The sequence below is a fragment of the Cognatundibacterium crateris genome (assembly GCF_010078235.1).
Taxonomy (GTDB): domain Bacteria; phylum Pseudomonadota; class Gammaproteobacteria; order Burkholderiales; family Burkholderiaceae_D; genus Undibacterium; species Undibacterium crateris.
Genome location: NZ_JAABOS010000005.1, coordinates 199,984 through 215,591 on the forward strand (window position 1 = coordinate 199,984; position 15,608 = coordinate 215,591).

Consider the following 15,608-nt stretch of genomic DNA (forward strand, 5'->3'; position numbering starts at 1 on the left):
TTGTTTAATGTAGGGTTGATGTGTGGTTCGTCGGTTTGCGTGACCTGGCTTGCCACAGCAAGTCCTCGATCCCGCATTGTGGCTGATATTCTGCCACTGTCTTGAGTAGTAAAGCACGTAACTGAGCAAAATCGAATTGTTCGCAAGCCTGTTCTATCGCTGTCAGGCTGGCTTCCAGCTCAGACCAGGGGAGTTCGTTTTCACGTGCGCGCATGATCAGCGGATGCGTGGTGCCTTCAACATTGTCACCTATTAGCAATTCTTCATAGAGTTTTTCGCCCGGACGTAAGCCCACGTGCTGAATCTCTATCTGGCCATCTGGTGTTTCTTCGCATTTCACTTCGAGACCACTCAGATGTACCATGCGCCGCGCCAGATCAATGATGCGGACCGGATCGCCCATGTCGAGCACAAACACGTCGCCACCTTCGCCCATGGCACCGGCCTGCAACACCAGTTGGGCGGCTTCCGGTATGGTCATGAAATAGCGTGTGATTTCGGGGTGGGTGAGTGTGATCGGTCCGCCAGCCTGGATTTGTTTTTTGAAAAGGGGAACAACAGAGCCGGATGAACCCAGCACATTCCCAAAACGCACCATGCAAAAACGCGTCGCAGACTGGCGTCTGGCACAGGCTTGTAAAACCAGCTCAGCCATGCGCTTGGTCGCTCCCATAATATTGGTCGGACGTACAGCCTTGTCAGTAGAAATCAGGACAAACTGGCTGACACCGGCACGCATGGCGGCACTGGCCACACTCAGGGTACCAAATACATTATTGCGTATACCTTCTATAGGATTATGCTCGACCAGTGGTACATGTTTATAAGCGGCTGCATGGTAGACGGTATCAATCTGCAGGGTCGTAAAAATATTATCCAGCTTCTTGCTATCTAAGACAGAACCCAGGAAAGGCAAAATGCGCAGCGCTATCTGTTCCTGCCTGGCGAGCTCTGATAATTCCTGTTCGATCGCATACAAAGCGTATTCCGACATATCCAGCAGGATCAGGCTGGCCGGACGCTGGCGCAGGATCTGACGACACAGTTCTGAACCGATAGAACCACCCGCCCCGGTGACCATTACTTGCTTATCACGAATACATACGCTCAGCAGTTGCGGATCCGGTGCGACTTGATCCCGGCCCAGCAAATCATCGATTTCCACATCCCTGACATCCTGTACTCTTAGCTCTCCGTTCACCAGGCTGGTGAGCGATGGCGTCATACGTATCTTGAGCTTCAGTGGTTCCAGCTGATCCAGTACCTGTTTATGGCGCGCCTTGGAAATCGAAGGCATGGCCAGCAGAATTTGTTCTACGCCAAAACGTGCTACGACTTTGGGTATGTCTTGTGGTGCATAGACTTTGATGCCAGCGATCGTCGCACCATGACGGTTAGGGTTGTCATCAACAAAGGCAACACACAGATAATCACCGCCTGAGCGCATTACAGACGCCAGTTGCGCGCCGGCTTTACCGGCGCCATAGATACAGACTGGAACTGTATTTTCATTGATGTCGGTACGTACCAGCCAGGCGCGTGCGATAAAGCGGCTCGCGCATAAGTAAAAAATCGAGCCCGCCCAGAAAAAACCAAACACCGCACGTGATAAGGGGAAAATGTGCAGCATCAGACTGATAAAAGTCAGTAGCAGCACCGAAATTGTGGCACCAAACACAACTACCCCCAGAATTTTCTGATCGATGTATCTGACGATAGCGCGGTACAGCCCGGTGCGTATGAAAATCGGTATGCTGATAAAGGGGATGGCGACGATCAGCCAAAAGTAATGCTGAAACAAGGCCAGGTTAAAACTTTCGTAGCGTAACCAGATTGCACAAATGAAGGCCAGCGGCAGGCAGATTGCATCCATGGCAATGGCGAGTAACTGCTTATTCCTGCGTGGCAGTTGTATCAGTAAATTCAGCATAGCCAGTCCTTAGTGTGTGATACCGTCACGACGTATCACTTTGAGAAAGGTCAGCAGCAATATGCGCAGGTCAAATCCAAGTGACTGATGCTGCAGATAGTAGCTATCGAGCGCGACCTTTTGTGGAATCGGTAATTCATCGCGTCCGTTAATCTGCGCCCAGCCGGTCAGACCTGGCGGAATGGTGTGTACGCCAGCTTCCGTCCTCAGGGCGATCAGATCATCTTGATTGTAGAGTGCTGGCCGTGGGCCGACAAAACTCATATCGCCCATGAGTATGCTCCATAACTGAGGCAGTTCATCCAGGCTGGATTTACGCAAAAACGAGCCTATTGGCGTCAGATATTGCTCAGGATTGCTCAGCAGATGCGTGGCGACCGCTGGCGTATCGATGCGCATGCTGCGGAATTTGGGCATTTTGAAAATCTGATTATGTTTGCCAACCCGGTCTGACCAGTACACGATGGGGCCGCGCGAGCTCAGTTTGACGCAGAGTGCGGTCAGCATTATCGGTATCAATAAAACGATGCTGGCACACAAGGCCAGTCCCAGATCGAATATGCGTTTCAAGATGCTATACATACTTTTTCAATTCCGTGATGATTCATGCTCTGCGGTGTATTGCAGCCCCTGCGCGACTGTAAATGGTGGCTCCCAGTCTAATTGGCTCCGGGCTTTGCCTATATCCACCTGCAACGATTCACATAAGCGGTCAGCAATCGCACGTCGGCCCAGCATGCGCGCCATCAGGTTCAGCCAGCCGGGCGGAAAAGCAAATAATCTGGGTTTAACCTGCAAAGCCTGCGCGCAGGCTTTCAATAAGGCTGGCGTGGATAAGTCCTCATTATCTGAAACCTGAAACACTGCATTCTTTGCCTGCGGATGATACAGGCAATGTGTGAGAAAGTGCGTCAGATTACCGATATAAAGCAGACTGCGCTGATTGCTGATGCTGGCTAGTGGCAAAGGGATTCCGTGCTTAACTGCCTGCATCATGCTGCGGAAATTGGCTTTGACGCCAGGACCGTAAATCAAAGGGGGGCGCACAATCGTGATCACCATGCTGTTTTTTTTTGCAATCGCGAGCAAGGCCCGTTCTGCTTCATATTTCGACAAACCATAAGGATCATGCGTTGCGGCGATATCTTCTTCCGACAGCGGGTGGCCGGGCGTGCTCCGTTCACCATTGACCTTGACCGAGCTCAGATAAATAAAATGTTTGACACCGGCGGCTGCGGCCTGCTTGGCCAGATTCACGCTGGCATCGACATTCAGTGCGCGGAACAGGCTAAGCGGATCGCCGGACGTTTCATGCATCACATGGACCCTGGCGGCGCAATGGATGACGGCACCGGCCTGATGCAGATGTTCTGTCCAGTCGGTTTGTGCGTCCATGCCCGGGATCAGCGGGTTTTGCATATTGTCATGCTGAGTATGCAGTGGCTGGCGCGTGGGGCAGACCAGGTGGTAGCCCAGCTCCAGCATGTGCGCAGTCAGGGCCTGACCGACAAAACCGCTGGCGCCGGTGATGAGTACGGGTTGGTTCATAGGGACTTCAAAGTATGTGGGCGACGCGGATAGACGCAATACTTGCGGAAAATAAAGCGCGTGAAGCTGGTCAAAAACCATCTTGCATGCGGTGAGGCCAGACTGCGGTTTCTATGCGCGCCAAAATGTACCGCATGCAGATCCGGGTAATAGCGCACACCATGTCCCGTCAGCAGAAAAGAGCGATAGCACAAATCCACATCTTCAAAATACATGAAGTAATCGTCGTCGAAACCGCCCAGTTGTTCGAAATGCGCTGCCCGCATCGCCAGAAAAGCCCCTGAACACCAGTCGATTTCACAGCTCTCTGGCAACTTGCTTTTGTCATAGACACTGGTGAGTGAGCGCACCAGCGGTACTCGGAGTGGCGACAGCAGATCGGGAAATATCCGGATATTGCCATCAGAAATTGTTCCGGCATGGTCTTTAAATAAATTCAGGGTGGCGCTGAGTGCGTGGTCACGCTGCATACGCTGTTCAAGCTCGGCGATGCGTTCCGGAGTAATGGCAATATCTGGATTCATGATCACGAACAGGTCATCTGCAGCGTAGCCTGCGCTTTGCCGGACTAACTGAAACAAAAAATTATTATTTGCTCCAAAGCCCAGACCAGGACAGGTATCTGTGTAGTGGACGCCCACTTGCTCGCAATAGCTGCGTAAGCTGGCAGAGGGGCAGTTATCTTTTACCCATATCTGCATTTGCGCACCTGCCTGCGCCAGACCACCCAACTGGCTGGAGATCAGCAATTCTTCGTGGCCGTGGCTGACTATAGCGATATGTATCATGATAAAAGCGTTGTTCTGAAGATAGGCGGATGGTGAATTTGCTTACGCAGGCGGCTCTTGCAATGACAGCCGTCTGCGTAAAATCAGCTTGCAGCCAAAGGGTGTTGTTGATCCAGGCACGCTGCCAGTGCGCTTTGCCAGTCCGGTATCGAAACTGAGAAAGTCTGCTGAATTTTCTGCGTATCTAAACGGGAGTTCACAGGTCTTTTAGCGGGCGTCGGGTAGTCGGAGGCGGGTATGCCTTCCAGTGTGGGTGCCGCTTTGCTGAGTAGCCCACGCAATCCTGCTTGTTCTACAATCGCTGTAGTGAAACCGAACCAGCTGGTGTAGCCGGTGTTGGTCAGATTGTACAAGCCCTGGAATTGCCGCCACCAAGCTGCCTGATCCGCCGCCGCCGCCAGTTGACGTACGATTTGCTGCGTCACTTGTGCGATGCTCAAGGCGGAAGTTGGCGCGCCAAACTGATCATTGACGATGCGTAAGTGCTCGCGTTCATTGGCCAGCCTCAACATAGTCAGTAAGAAGTTTTTGCCATGCAGTGAGTAGACCCAGCTGGTACGGAAAATCAAATGCCGGCACTGGCTGTCCTGAATCGCCTGTTCACCTTCATACTTAGTCTTGCCATACTGATTTACCGGATTGCAGGCATAGCTTTCCGTATATGCCGGCAGCGCATTCTGGGGTTGATCTGTGCCCAGACTGCCATCGAACACATAGTCAGTCGAGTAATGGATCAGCCCTATCTGCAAGCGTGCAGCCGCGCGCGCCATTGCCTGTGGAGCCAATACATTGACTTTGTATGCCGTGTCGGTATCGGTTTCCGCTTTATCAACGGCGGTATAAGCAGCCGGATTGATCATCAGATCAGGGCGGATTTGAACTATCGCATCCTCAATGGTATCTGGCTGGCTCAAGTCCAGCATCTGCCGGTCTGCGGCAATGATTTCATGTTCAGCCGCCAGCAGACCTTGCAGCGCAGCGCCGAGCTGGCCACTGACACCGGTCAGTAAAATCCTCATGCAAAAACCTCAGCTTCAGCCAGGGTTTTCGCGAGCTGATCTTTGCCGGATAAGACCGGTGCTTCGCTGATTGGCCAGGTGATGCCTATGGCAGGGTCATTCCAGGCCAGGCTGCGTTCAAATTCAGGGGCCCAGTAATCGGTCGTTTTGTACAAAAATTCAGCCTTTTCACTGAGCACCACGAAGCCATGCGCAAAGCCTGGTGGTATCCATAGCTGACGCTGATTCTCTGCAGATAAACGTACGCCAGCCCATTGGCCGAAGCGTGGTGAGCTTTTTCTGATATCGACTGCGACGTCAAACACTTCACCCGACACAACGCGCACCAGCTTACCTTGCGCTTGTTGAATCTGATAATGCAGGCCACGCAGTATATTTTTTGCCGACAGCGAATGGTTATCCTGTACAAACTCTGTCTGTACACCAGTCAGTTCAGCAAATTTTTTGGCATTAAAGCTTTCATAGAAAAAGCCACGCTCGTCGCCAAATACCTTGGGTTCGATAATCAGTACTTCTGGTAAATTAGTTGCAACAACTTTCATATTCAGCCGATCTTCTTTTCTAACAATTGCAGTAAGTAGCGGCCATATTCATTCTTTTTCAATGGCTGCGCCAGTTTCTCTAATTGCGCTGCATCGATGTAATTGCGACGGAACGCGATTTCTTCCGGGCATGCGATTTTCAAGCCCTGGCGTTTTTCTATGGTCGCAATGAACTGGCTGGCATCAAGTAAAGACTCGTGGGTGCCGGTATCCAGCCAGGCCATACCACGTCCCATCAGCTCCACATTCAGTTCACCTTGTTTGAGGTAAACATTATTGACGTCGGTAATTTCCAGTTCGCCACGTGCAGACGGTTTGATTGCAGCCGCGATATCCACCACTTGCTGATCATAGAAATACAGGCCGGTCACTGCATAATTCGATTTCGGTTTCAGCGGTTTTTCTTCTATGCTGAGAGCCTGGTGGTTTGCATCAAAATCAACCACGCCATACCGTTCCGGATCATGGACATGATAAGCAAACACAGTAGCGCCATTGCCACGCGCATCGGCATTGCGTAATTGCGGCTCAAAGTCATGACCGTAATAGATATTGTCACCAAGGATTAAGGCAGACGGTGAATTACCGATGAATTCCTTGCCGATGATGAAGGCTTGCGCCAATCCATCTGGTGAGGGTTGTACCGCATATTGCAGGTTGATACCCCATTGCGAACCGTCACCGAGTAATTCGCTGAAGCGTGGCGTATCCTGAGGGGTGGAAATGATCAGGATATCGCGTATTCCCGCTAACATTAAAGAAGTCAGCGGATAGTAAATCATGGGCTTATCGTAGACCGGCAGCAATTGCTTGGAAATTGCCTGAGTCACAGGATAAAGGCGGGTACCAGAGCCGCCAGCCAGGATGATTCCTTTACGTTGTGTAGTTTGTACCATTATCTTATTCCTTGTTGCTGTATTGCAAATCAACCCATTTCATATAATCGCCCGACTGTACATCGCTGACCCATGCATCGTTGTCCAGATACCATTGCACGGTTTTACGTAAGCCAGTCTCAAAGGTTTCTGCAGGTTTCCAGCCTAATTCACGTTCAATTTTCCGCGCATCGATCGCATAGCGGCGGTCATGCCCCGGACGGTCTTTGACATGGCGGATCTGGTCGCGATAACTGCCTTCAGATTTTGCTTGCAGTTCATCGAGTAAGTCGCAAATGGTATGTACCACGCTCAGATTGGTCTGTTCATTCCAGCCACCCACGTTATAGGTTTCACCCGGGCGTCCGGCTTCCAGCACGCGGCGGATTGCAGTGCAATGGTCAGTCACAAATAACCAGTCGCGTACTTGCTGACCATCGCCATACACAGGCAAGTCTTTACCTGCGCGTGCATTGGTAATAATCAGAGGTATCAGTTTTTCCGGGAAATGATAGGCACCGTAATTGTTAGAACAATTGGTGGTCAGTACCGGCATGCCATAGGTGTGATGGTAGGCGCGCACCAGATGATCAGAGGCCGCTTTCGATGCAGAATAAGGGCTGTTTGGTGCATAGGCTGTCGTCTCTGTGAACGGTGGATCCTCCGCCGACAAAGTGCCATATACCTCGTCAGTGGACACATGCAAGAAACGGAAGTCCGCTTTTGCCTCGCCTTCCAGGCCATTCCAATAGGCACGTGCCGCTTCCAGTAAGCTGAAAGTGCCATTCACATTGGTGGTGACAAAAGCGGCCGGACCATGGATGGAGCGATCTACATGACTTTCCGCCGCGAAATGCAGGATGGCGCGCGGTTTGTGTTCAGCAAATAAGGTATGAAGCAGTTCAGTATCGCAGATGTCGCCCTGCACGAAAATATGCTTAGGGTTATTGCGTACAGTCGCCAGATTATTCAGGTTGCCCGCATAAGTCAGTTTGTCAAAGTTGAGCACTGCCTCATCATGTTGAGCTAGCCAGCTCAAAACAAAATTTGAACCAATGAAACCAGCGCCGCCAGTTACGAATATCATGCACCACTCCTCGAATTGCTGAATTTAAAAAGTAAACAGGCGATTTTACTGGAAATTTACTGGGAATCGCGGTTTTAATGCTTTTGTTGCAATGTTTATTTGTTTCCGTATCGAATCAATTGCTGACGTGAATGCGAAATCCCTCTGTTTTGAAATAATGGTGTTATGTTTCTGACTTGTTTTTGCTTGTAAGCAAGTATGGGCGTTACTTAATGTGCGCGAAATTTCCGTGAAATGGAGGAAACATCCTTTATTTTGAGTTATTTCTAAGGACGGGTCTTGAATTATTTCGCTGCGCCCCCAATTGCAGCAGCAATAAAGTTTTGACTGGAGAGTTTGAATGCAAGAGCAAGATAAAAAAACGGAACAAGATATCCCTGTTACAGAGACTGCTGCTGCGGAAGCGGCGCAGGCGAATCCGGATTTGAGCCATGCTGCTGATCCGGGCGCGCAAAATAACGATCAATTAGTTGCTGAATTGCAAGCTAAGGTTGCTGAACTGCAAGACGCATTTATGCGCGCCAAGGCTGAAGGTGAAAATATCCGTCGCCGTGCCCAGGATGATATTGCGAAAGCGCATAAGTTTGCGATCGAAGGTTTTGCAGAAGCCATGGTGCCAGTCAAAGACAGTCTGGAAATGGCATTGAAAGTAGAAACGCCTTCTATCGACTCGCTTAAGGAAGGCGTTGAGTTAACCTTGAAGCAATTGTCGTCTGCATTTGAGAAAAATCGTTTGCTCGAAGTGAATCCGCTTCAGGGTGAAAAACTGGATCCTGATAGGCATCAGGCGATTTCTATGGTGCCTGCCGAACAGGATGCGAATACCGTGGTGACGGTCTTGCAAAAAGGTTACATGATCGCTGATCGCCTGCTGCGCCCTGCATTAGTGACAGTCGCACAAGGAAAATAAAAAAAATGCGTAAAAAACGCGCAAATTTCGCTTGAAAACTGCGTTTTTTACCTAATATCCGGAACAGACGAATCGGAAATACAGGCAAACTGAGCCGATTCTACAATCTCAACAAATAAAATTGACATTCTGAGGGAAAATCATGGGCAAAATGATCGGTATTGATTTGGGTACAACCAATTCTTGCGTAGCAGTTATGGAAGGCGGGCAGCCAAAAGTCATCGAAAACGCAGAAGGCGCACGTACCACTCCTTCTATTATTGCTTATCAGGAAGACGGTGAAATTCTGGTTGGCGCATCCGCTAAACGCCAGGCTGTGACCAATCCGCGTAACACACTGTACGCAGTGAAGCGTTTGATAGGCCGTAAATTTGAAGAAAAAGAAGTACAAAAGGACATCGGCCTGATGCCTTACGCCATTTCCAAAGCAGATAACGGTGACGCATGGGTTTCTGTGCGCGATAAAAAACTCGCACCACCACAAATTTCTGCTGAAGTCCTGCGCAAAATGAAAAAGACCGCCGAAGACTACCTCGGTGAAGAAGTGACTGAGGCCGTGATTACTGTTCCGGCTTACTTCAACGATGCGCAACGTCAGGCAACTAAAGACGCAGGCCGTATCGCTGGTCTGGATGTAAAACGCATTATCAATGAGCCAACTGCTGCTGCGCTCGCGTTTGGCCTGGATAAAAAAGAAAAAGGCGATCGTAAGATTGCGGTGTATGACCTTGGCGGCGGTACTTTCGACGTGTCCGTGATTGAAATCGCTGACGTAGACGGCGAAATGCAATTTGAAGTGTTGTCCACTAACGGCGACACCTTCCTCGGTGGTGAAGACTTCGATCAGCGCGTGATCGACTACATCATTGAAGAATTTAAAAAGATCAATGGCCTGGATCTGGCAAAAGATCCGATCGCGCTGCAGCGTATTAAAGCGTCTGCTGAACGTGCAAAAATCGAATTGTCCAGCTCTCAGCAAACAGAAATCAATGAACCGTATATCGCCATGGCCAATGGCGCACCGGTGCATTTGAATCTGAAAATTACACGCGCCAAACTGGAAGCACTGGTAGAAGACCTGATCCAGAAAACCATAGAACCATGCCGTATGGCGATCAAAGATGCGGGCGTTAAAGCGTCTGATATCGATGACGTGATTCTGGTTGGTGGTATGACCCGTATGCCTAAAGTACAGGAAGCGGTCAAAGAATTCTTCGGTAAAGATCCACGTAAAGACGTGAATCCTGATGAAGCAGTAGCAGTTGGTGCAGCGATCCAGGGTTCTGTATTGTCTGGCGATCGTAAAGACGTGTTGTTGCTGGACGTGACTCCGCTGTCTCTGGGTATCGAAACCCTGGGTGGCGTGATGACCAAAATGATCCAGAAAAACACGACTATCCCGACTAAATTCAGTCAGGTATTCTCGACAGCGGATGATAACCAGCCTGCAGTAACGATCAAAGTATTCCAGGGTGAGCGTGAAATCGCTGCTGGTAACAAAGGTCTGGGCGAGTTCAATCTGGAAGGTATTCCACCAGCAGCGCGCGGCACACCGCAAATCGAAGTCACTTTCGACATCGACGCGAACGGTATTTTGCATGTAGGTGCAAAAGACAAAGCGACCGGCAAAGAAAACAAGATCACCATCAAGGCTAACTCCGGTCTGACCGAAGACGAAATCCAGAAAATGGTGAAAGATGCTGAGCTGAACGCTGAAGAAGACAAGAAAGTGAAAGAACTGGCAGAGTCCCGCAATCAGGGTGATGCACTGGTTCACTCCACTAAGAAAGCCTTGTCTGAGCACGGCGATAAGCTGGAAGCTGGCGAAAAAGAGAAAATTGAAGCAGCCATCAAAGATCTGGAAGATGTATTGAAATCCGGTGACAAAGCTGAGATCGATACCAAGCTGGGTGCCTTGTCGACCGCTTCTCAGAAACTGGGCGAAAAAGTTTATGCTGACATGCAGGCGCAGCAAGCGGCAGCAGGTGGTGCAGCAGGTGGTGCAGGTGCAGCTGGCGCAGCAGAAGCGAAAGCGCAGGACGATGACGTAGTTGATGCTGACTTTAAAGAAGTCAAAGACAACAAATAATCAGTCAGATTCAGTCTGAAACTGGCTGCAGAGGCGCAGAGCACGCAGAATGAGTTTGGTCTCTGCGCACTCTGCGCCTTTGTGGCATAGAGCTCGCTTTTTTTTAATATTGAATCGCCATATTTTGTGTACCAGTCCCAAAATATGAACTACGAAAACAAGGTGTAATCCAGATGGCGAAGCGTGATTTTTATGAAATTCTTGGCGTGGGCAAAAATGCCTCCGACGAAGAAATCAAAAAGGCTTATCGCAAACTGGCGATGAAATACCATCCGGACCGTAATCCGGACAATAAAGTCGCCGAAGACAAATTCAAAGAAGCCAAAGAAGCCTACGAAATGCTGTCCGACAGTCAAAAGCGTGATGCTTATGACCGTTATGGCCATGCGGGCGTCGATCCGAATATGGGTGGTGGCGGTGGCGCCGGCGCCGGTGGATTTGCAGATGCATTTGGCGATATTTTTGGTGATATCTTCGGTGGTGGCCGCCGCAGTGCAGGGCCGCAGGTTTATCGTGGTGCGGATCTGCGCTACAACCTTGAAATCTCTCTGGAGCAGGCTGCAAATGGCTATGAAACCACGATACAGGTACCAAGCTGGGACGAGTGCGATACCTGTCACGGTTCCGGTGCTAAACCAGGTACCTCGCCGGTAACCTGTACCACTTGCGGTGGTCATGGTCAGGTACGTATGCAGCAAGGCTTGTTCAGCATACAGCAAGCCTGTCCTAAGTGTCATGGCACAGGCAAGATGATTCCTGATCCTTGTACCACATGCTCAGGCGTGGGCCGCATCAAGCGTAAGAAAACACTGGAAGTGAAAATACCTGCCGGTATTGATGATGGTATGCGCATCCGTTCTTCCGGCAATGGTGAGCCAGGTGTCAACGGTGGCCCTCCAGGCGATTTGTATGTGGAAATTCACATCAAGCAGCATCCTGTGTTCCAGCGTGAAGGCGATGACTTGCATTGTGAAATTCCGATTTCCTTCTCCAAAGCTGCTTTAGGTGGCGAGATTGAAGTGCCTACACTCAGTGGCAAAGCATCATTCACCGTGCCGGAAGGTACGCAGTCCGGTAAGACTTTCCGTTTGCGCGGTAAAGGCGTCAAAGGCGTGCGTTCAGGCTATGCGGGAGACTTGTTCTGCCACGTGCTGATAGAAACGCCGGTCAAGCTGACTGAGCGCCAGAAAGATTTGTTGCGTGAGTTTGAGCAGCTGACAGTCGAAGGTGGCTCGAAACACAATCCGCAAAGTAATACCTGGATGGACAAAGTCAAAAAGTTCTTCGAGTAAGCGACGGACTTGTTTGATGGCACCAGATGAACCCCGCTACACGCGGGGTTTTTTTACGTTTATCCGCATGATGCCAGTGCATCGCCTGAAACGTGCGAGCGCGCTTCTAGAGCGCTTGTTCCATAAAAAAACTGCATAAAATTTCCGCCTTCAGTTAAGCTAAAGCACCGCGTTAAGCGCGGAAAAATAAAGGATATGGCCGCATCGGTAGTGCTGATGCTGACCTGATCCAACACAAACTAAACGGAGACAGGAAAATGCTTTGGAATCAAACGAAACAATGGCTGGCCGGATGTGGTCTGGCAATGGGACTGGTGATGCAGGCGCAGGCAACGGAAGTCGCTGGCGTTAAACTGGATGAAACGATACAGCTGGCCAATACTGAGTTAAAACTGAACGGCGCCGGTATACGTTACAAAGCAATTTTCAAAGTCTATGTCGCCGGTTTATACCTGAAAGAAAAGAAGACCACAGTGCCCGATGTACTGGCTGTACCTGGTCCGCGCCGCGTGACTATCGTGATGCTGCGCGACCTCAGTAATGAGGATTTTGGCCGTGGCTTCATGCAGGGTATTCAGCAAAATACTGATAAAGCTGAGAAGGCGAAACTGACCTCACAATTCCTGCGCTTCGGCGAATTGTTTGCCTCTGTGCCGGAGTTGAAAAAAGGCGATGTCATGACCAATGACTGGATTCCTGGTGTAGGCACCGTGTTGACCCTGAACGGAAAAAAACTGGGTGAGCCTTATCCTGATCTGGCTTTTTACAATGCCTTGCTGCGTATCTGGTTAGGTGACAGTCCGGTCGACAAAGGCTTGAAAAAAGCCATGCTGGCGGAACCGGACGACCGTAGCAATTATCGTTAAGCGCAGTTTTTCGTTCTGGTCTGAGGCATCTCGCGCAGACGATAAGCATCATTTAACGGAAGATCACAGCGTATCGGGAGTTTCTCCCCATACGCTGTTTGTGCTCAAGCTTTTTGTGCAGTAAACAGTTAGAATCACGCCTGTTTCGATCAATGGGCCAGATGATGACAGTGCAAAACAGCAAAAAATTGACCCCTGAGCAGCTATTTGATAATAACCGCGCATGGGCACAGTCCATACGTAGTAAAGATGCCGATTTTTTCAAAAAACTCGCTGCCCAGCAAAACCCCGAATACCTGTGGATAGGCTGCTCTGACAGCCGTGTCCCTGCCAATGAATTGCTGGGCTTATTGCCGGGTGAATTATTTGTCCATCGTAATATCGCCAATGTGGTGGTGCATTCTGATCTGAATTGCCTCTCCGTTTTGCAATTTGCCGTCGATGTGCTGGGCGTAAAACACATTATCGTTTGCGGCCATTATGGCTGCTCCGGTGTACATGCTGCGATGACGCGTGGCCGGGTCGGTCTGGCGGATAACTGGTTGCGCCATGTGCAGGACGTGCATCAGAAACACGAGCGCTATCTGGGCGAAAGCTTGTCGCTGCGGCAGCGCGCTGACCGTTTGTGCGAACTGAATGTGATAGAACAAGTGGTTAATGTCTGTCAGACCACCGTGATTCAGGATGCCTGGCAACGCGGTCAGGAAGTCACGATACACGGTTGGGTATATGGCTTGCAGGATGGCTTACTCAATGAACTGGGTATGACCATAGACTCGCAGGAAGTCCTGGCAAAACATGTGGAAGCCAGTTTGGCCCGCTACCAGTAATCTCTTCATCAAAGCCGCTTGCTGCGGCTTTTTTTACGTACCAGGCCTGTTGCGCCAGCAGGCTTTTGAGTGCTGCCCAGCAACTTCACACAAATCATGGCATGATCGCGTTCATTCATTCTGAGGCAAGAACGAGCTGAATCCAACCATGAAAATGCGAAAAAAATCTGATCTGCCGGTACGCTATTGCGTACAGTGTGGCTTGCCTTTTCTGTGGCGTAAAAAATGGGAAAAGGTGTGGGATGAAGTGAAATACTGTTCCGACCGTTGCCGTCGCCAGCCGAAAGCACCGACATGAAAACCCACAGCCTGCGCCTGATCCTGGGCGATCAACTCAACCCTCAGCATTCCTGGTTTCAGCAGGTCAGTGATGAACACGTCTACGTCATGCTGGAAATGCGGCAGGAGACTGATTATGTGCTGCACCACGCACAGAAAATCATCGCGATCTTTGCAGCCATGCGTGCATTTGCGCATAGCCTGCAACAAGCAGGTCACCGTGTCCATTATCAAACCATACAAGAGGCTGATCCGGCGATCAGTCTGCCCATGTTGCTGGATCAGCTATTGCTGCATTATCAGTGCACAGAGCTGCGCTACCAGGAGCCCGATGAATACCGGCTGGACCAGCAATTAGCCGCCTATCAGCCTGCAGCGGGCATACCCAAATACTGCGTCAGCAGCGAACATTTTTTCACCCTGCGCCACGAAGTAGCCGCCCAGTTCAAAGGCAAATCACGCTGGCTGATGGAGCATTTCTATCGTGCGATGCGGGCACGTCACCAGATACTGATGGAGCAGGACCAGCCTGCCGGTGGTCAGTGGAATTATGATGCCGATAATCGTGCTGCCTGGTCTGGTTTGCCGTGGGAACCGGCTGATCAGCGGCCGGTACATGATCACAGTCAGCTGTGGCAAGACATACAGGCGGCCGGTGTCGCCAGTTTTGGCGAGCCGCAGGCCGCGCAGTTCCGCTGGCCTCTCAACAGGACAGAAGCGCTGCAGCAGTTACAGGTTTTTGTGAGCACGGCGCTGCCGCATTTCGGCTCTTATCAGGATGCGATGAGTCACCGTGCCTGGCGGCTGTTCCACTCGCTGCTGTCTTTCGCCTTAAATACCAAGATGCTGAATCCGGCTGAGGTGGTGCATGCCGTTGAACAGGAGTGGCGTGCAGCACGCATACCACTGCATGCTGCAGAAGGCTTTATCCGCCAGATCCTCGGTTGGCGCGAGTATGTGCGTGGTGTGTACTGGGCCAGAATGCCTGACTATGTGGAACAGAATCACTTTGACCATCAACAGCCCTTACCCGCCTGGTTCTGGACTGGGCAAACACGCATGCATTGCGTCTCCAGTGCGATTGGACAGTCGCTGGAACATGCGTATGCGCACCACATACAGCGCCTGATGGTAATAGGGAATTTCGCTTTGCTGGCGGGCTTGCAGCCGCAGGCTGTGCATCAGTGGTATCTGGGCATCTACATCGATGCATTTGAGTGGGTGGAGTTACCAAATACGCTGGGCATGAGTCAGTATGCGGATGGTGGTTTTCTGGCGACTAAACCCTATGTCTCGACTGCCACCTACATCGATAAAATGGGTGATTACTGCAAAGGCTGTTATTACGATAAGAAGCAAAAAACCGGTGAGCGTGCCTGTCCCTTCAATGCCTTGTACTGGGATTTTTTCGCGCGTAATGCAGAACAGTTGTCACGCAATCCGCGTATCGGCATGGTGTATCCGCAATGGCGCAAAATGAGCCCGGAGATCCAGGCCGCTTACCAGCAGCAGGCGCAGCGGATACGTGACAATCTCGACAGCCTGTAAAGCCA

15 protein-coding genes are annotated in these 15,608 nt (G+C 50.6%); 7 read left to right on the top strand and 8 right to left on the bottom strand.

The genetic code is table 11. The features are described from left to right. Positions 1-4: 4 nt before the first annotated feature. The 8 genes from EYB48_RS11570 to rfbB form a co-directional block, all read right to left on the bottom strand. Positions 5-1,930, bottom strand: a complete 1,926-nt coding sequence (locus tag EYB48_RS11570; protein ID WP_162020506.1) for a polysaccharide biosynthesis protein — start codon at positions 1,928-1,930, stop codon at positions 5-7. Between the two features lie 9 nt (positions 1,931-1,939). Continuing rightward, a complete protein-coding gene (locus EYB48_RS11575; RefSeq protein ID WP_162020602.1) occupies positions 1,940-2,500 on the bottom strand; it encodes a sugar transferase in 561 nt (186 codons plus the stop codon). Positions 2,501-2,518: 18 nt separating this feature from the next. Beyond that, positions 2,519-3,478: a UDP-glucose 4-epimerase family protein gene (locus EYB48_RS11580; protein ID WP_162020507.1), complete on the bottom strand. Its 960-nt coding sequence runs from the start codon at positions 3,476-3,478 to the stop codon at positions 2,519-2,521. Then, positions 3,475-4,266, bottom strand: coding sequence for a glycosyltransferase family 2 protein (locus EYB48_RS11585; RefSeq protein WP_162020508.1), 792 nt, complete (start codon positions 4,264-4,266; stop codon positions 3,475-3,477). The genes EYB48_RS11580 and EYB48_RS11585 overlap by 4 nt, the downstream gene beginning before the upstream one ends. A gap of 83 nt (positions 4,267-4,349) precedes the next feature. Beyond that, a complete protein-coding gene (rfbD, locus tag EYB48_RS11590; protein WP_162020509.1) occupies positions 4,350-5,285 on the bottom strand; it encodes a dTDP-4-dehydrorhamnose reductase in 936 nt (311 codons plus the stop codon). Then, on the bottom strand, positions 5,282-5,827 hold the full coding sequence (gene rfbC / locus EYB48_RS11595; RefSeq protein WP_408058290.1) for a dTDP-4-dehydrorhamnose 3,5-epimerase: 546 nt from the start codon (positions 5,825-5,827) through the stop codon (positions 5,282-5,284). The genes rfbD and rfbC overlap by 4 nt, the downstream gene beginning before the upstream one ends. 2 nt (positions 5,828-5,829) lie before the next feature. Further along, positions 5,830-6,723: a glucose-1-phosphate thymidylyltransferase RfbA gene (rfbA, locus tag EYB48_RS11600; protein WP_162020510.1), complete on the bottom strand. Its 894-nt coding sequence runs from the start codon at positions 6,721-6,723 to the stop codon at positions 5,830-5,832. A gap of 4 nt (positions 6,724-6,727) precedes the next feature. Continuing rightward, positions 6,728-7,789: a dTDP-glucose 4,6-dehydratase gene (gene rfbB / locus EYB48_RS11605; RefSeq protein ID WP_162020511.1), complete on the bottom strand. Its 1,062-nt coding sequence runs from the start codon at positions 7,787-7,789 to the stop codon at positions 6,728-6,730. A 340-nt stretch (positions 7,790-8,129) separates the two neighbouring features. On the opposite strand from rfbB, the gene grpE reads away from it, so the two are divergent. The 7 genes from grpE to EYB48_RS11640 all read left to right on the top strand — a co-directional run bounded on the left by grpE (position 8,130) and on the right by EYB48_RS11640 (position 15,603). Further along, complete coding sequence (gene grpE, locus EYB48_RS11610; RefSeq protein ID WP_162020512.1) at positions 8,130-8,699, top strand: nucleotide exchange factor GrpE; 570 nt, start codon at positions 8,130-8,132, stop codon at positions 8,697-8,699. Positions 8,700-8,841: 142 nt separating this feature from the next. Continuing rightward, on the top strand, positions 8,842-10,788 hold the full coding sequence (gene dnaK / locus EYB48_RS11615) for a molecular chaperone DnaK (protein ID WP_162020513.1): 1,947 nt from the start codon (positions 8,842-8,844) through the stop codon (positions 10,786-10,788). 173 nt (positions 10,789-10,961) lie between these two features. Beyond that, entirely contained in the window at positions 10,962-12,080 is a 1,119-nt protein-coding gene (gene dnaJ / locus EYB48_RS11620; protein ID WP_162020514.1) for a molecular chaperone DnaJ, read from the top strand. Between the two features lie 257 nt (positions 12,081-12,337). Beyond that, a complete protein-coding gene (locus EYB48_RS11625; RefSeq protein ID WP_162020515.1) occupies positions 12,338-12,946 on the top strand; it encodes a chalcone isomerase family protein in 609 nt (202 codons plus the stop codon). 164 nt (positions 12,947-13,110) lie between these two features. After that, positions 13,111-13,776: a carbonate dehydratase gene (gene can / locus EYB48_RS11630; protein ID WP_162020604.1), complete on the top strand. Its 666-nt coding sequence runs from the start codon at positions 13,111-13,113 to the stop codon at positions 13,774-13,776. Between the two features lie 148 nt (positions 13,777-13,924). Further along, the gene (locus EYB48_RS11635) at positions 13,925-14,074 is read left to right on the top strand and encodes a DUF2256 domain-containing protein (protein WP_162020516.1); all 150 of its coding nucleotides are present in this window, start codon (positions 13,925-13,927) and stop codon (positions 14,072-14,074) included. After that, entirely contained in the window at positions 14,071-15,603 is a 1,533-nt protein-coding gene (locus tag EYB48_RS11640) for a cryptochrome/photolyase family protein (RefSeq protein WP_162020517.1), read from the top strand. Before EYB48_RS11635 ends, EYB48_RS11640 begins: the two co-directional genes overlap by 4 nt. Positions 15,604-15,608 lie beyond the last annotated feature (5 nt).

Bases quoted from the DNA above. Each gene is read 5' to 3' on its own strand.
- EYB48_RS11635 (WP_162020516.1), top strand. From the start codon at position 13,925: ATGAAAATGCGAAAAAAATCTGATCTGCCGGTACGCTATTGCGTACAG.
- rfbB (WP_162020511.1), bottom strand. From the start codon at position 7,789: ATGATATTCGTAACTGGCGGCGCTGGTTTCATTGGTTCAAATTTTGTT.
- rfbC (WP_408058290.1), bottom strand. From the start codon at position 5,827: ATGAAAGTTGTTGCAACTAATTTACCAGAAGTACTGATTATCGAACCC.
- EYB48_RS11570 (WP_162020506.1), bottom strand. From the start codon at position 1,930: ATGCTGAATTTACTGATACAACTGCCACGCAGGAATAAGCAGTTACTC.
- rfbD (WP_162020509.1), bottom strand. From the start codon at position 5,285: ATGAGGATTTTACTGACCGGTGTCAGTGGCCAGCTCGGCGCTGCGCTG.
- EYB48_RS11580 (WP_162020507.1), bottom strand. From the start codon at position 3,478: ATGAACCAACCCGTACTCATCACCGGCGCCAGCGGTTTTGTCGGTCAG.
- dnaJ (WP_162020514.1), top strand. From the start codon at position 10,962: ATGGCGAAGCGTGATTTTTATGAAATTCTTGGCGTGGGCAAAAATGCC.
- EYB48_RS11585 (WP_162020508.1), bottom strand. From the start codon at position 4,266: ATGATACATATCGCTATAGTCAGCCACGGCCACGAAGAATTGCTGATC.
- dnaK (WP_162020513.1), top strand. From the start codon at position 8,842: ATGGGCAAAATGATCGGTATTGATTTGGGTACAACCAATTCTTGCGTA.
- grpE (WP_162020512.1), top strand. From the start codon at position 8,130: ATGCAAGAGCAAGATAAAAAAACGGAACAAGATATCCCTGTTACAGAG.
- rfbA (WP_162020510.1), bottom strand. From the start codon at position 6,723: ATGGTACAAACTACACAACGTAAAGGAATCATCCTGGCTGGCGGCTCT.
- EYB48_RS11625 (WP_162020515.1), top strand. From the start codon at position 12,338: ATGCTTTGGAATCAAACGAAACAATGGCTGGCCGGATGTGGTCTGGCA.
- can (WP_162020604.1), top strand. From the start codon at position 13,111: ATGACAGTGCAAAACAGCAAAAAATTGACCCCTGAGCAGCTATTTGAT.
- EYB48_RS11640 (WP_162020517.1), top strand. From the start codon at position 14,071: ATGAAAACCCACAGCCTGCGCCTGATCCTGGGCGATCAACTCAACCCT.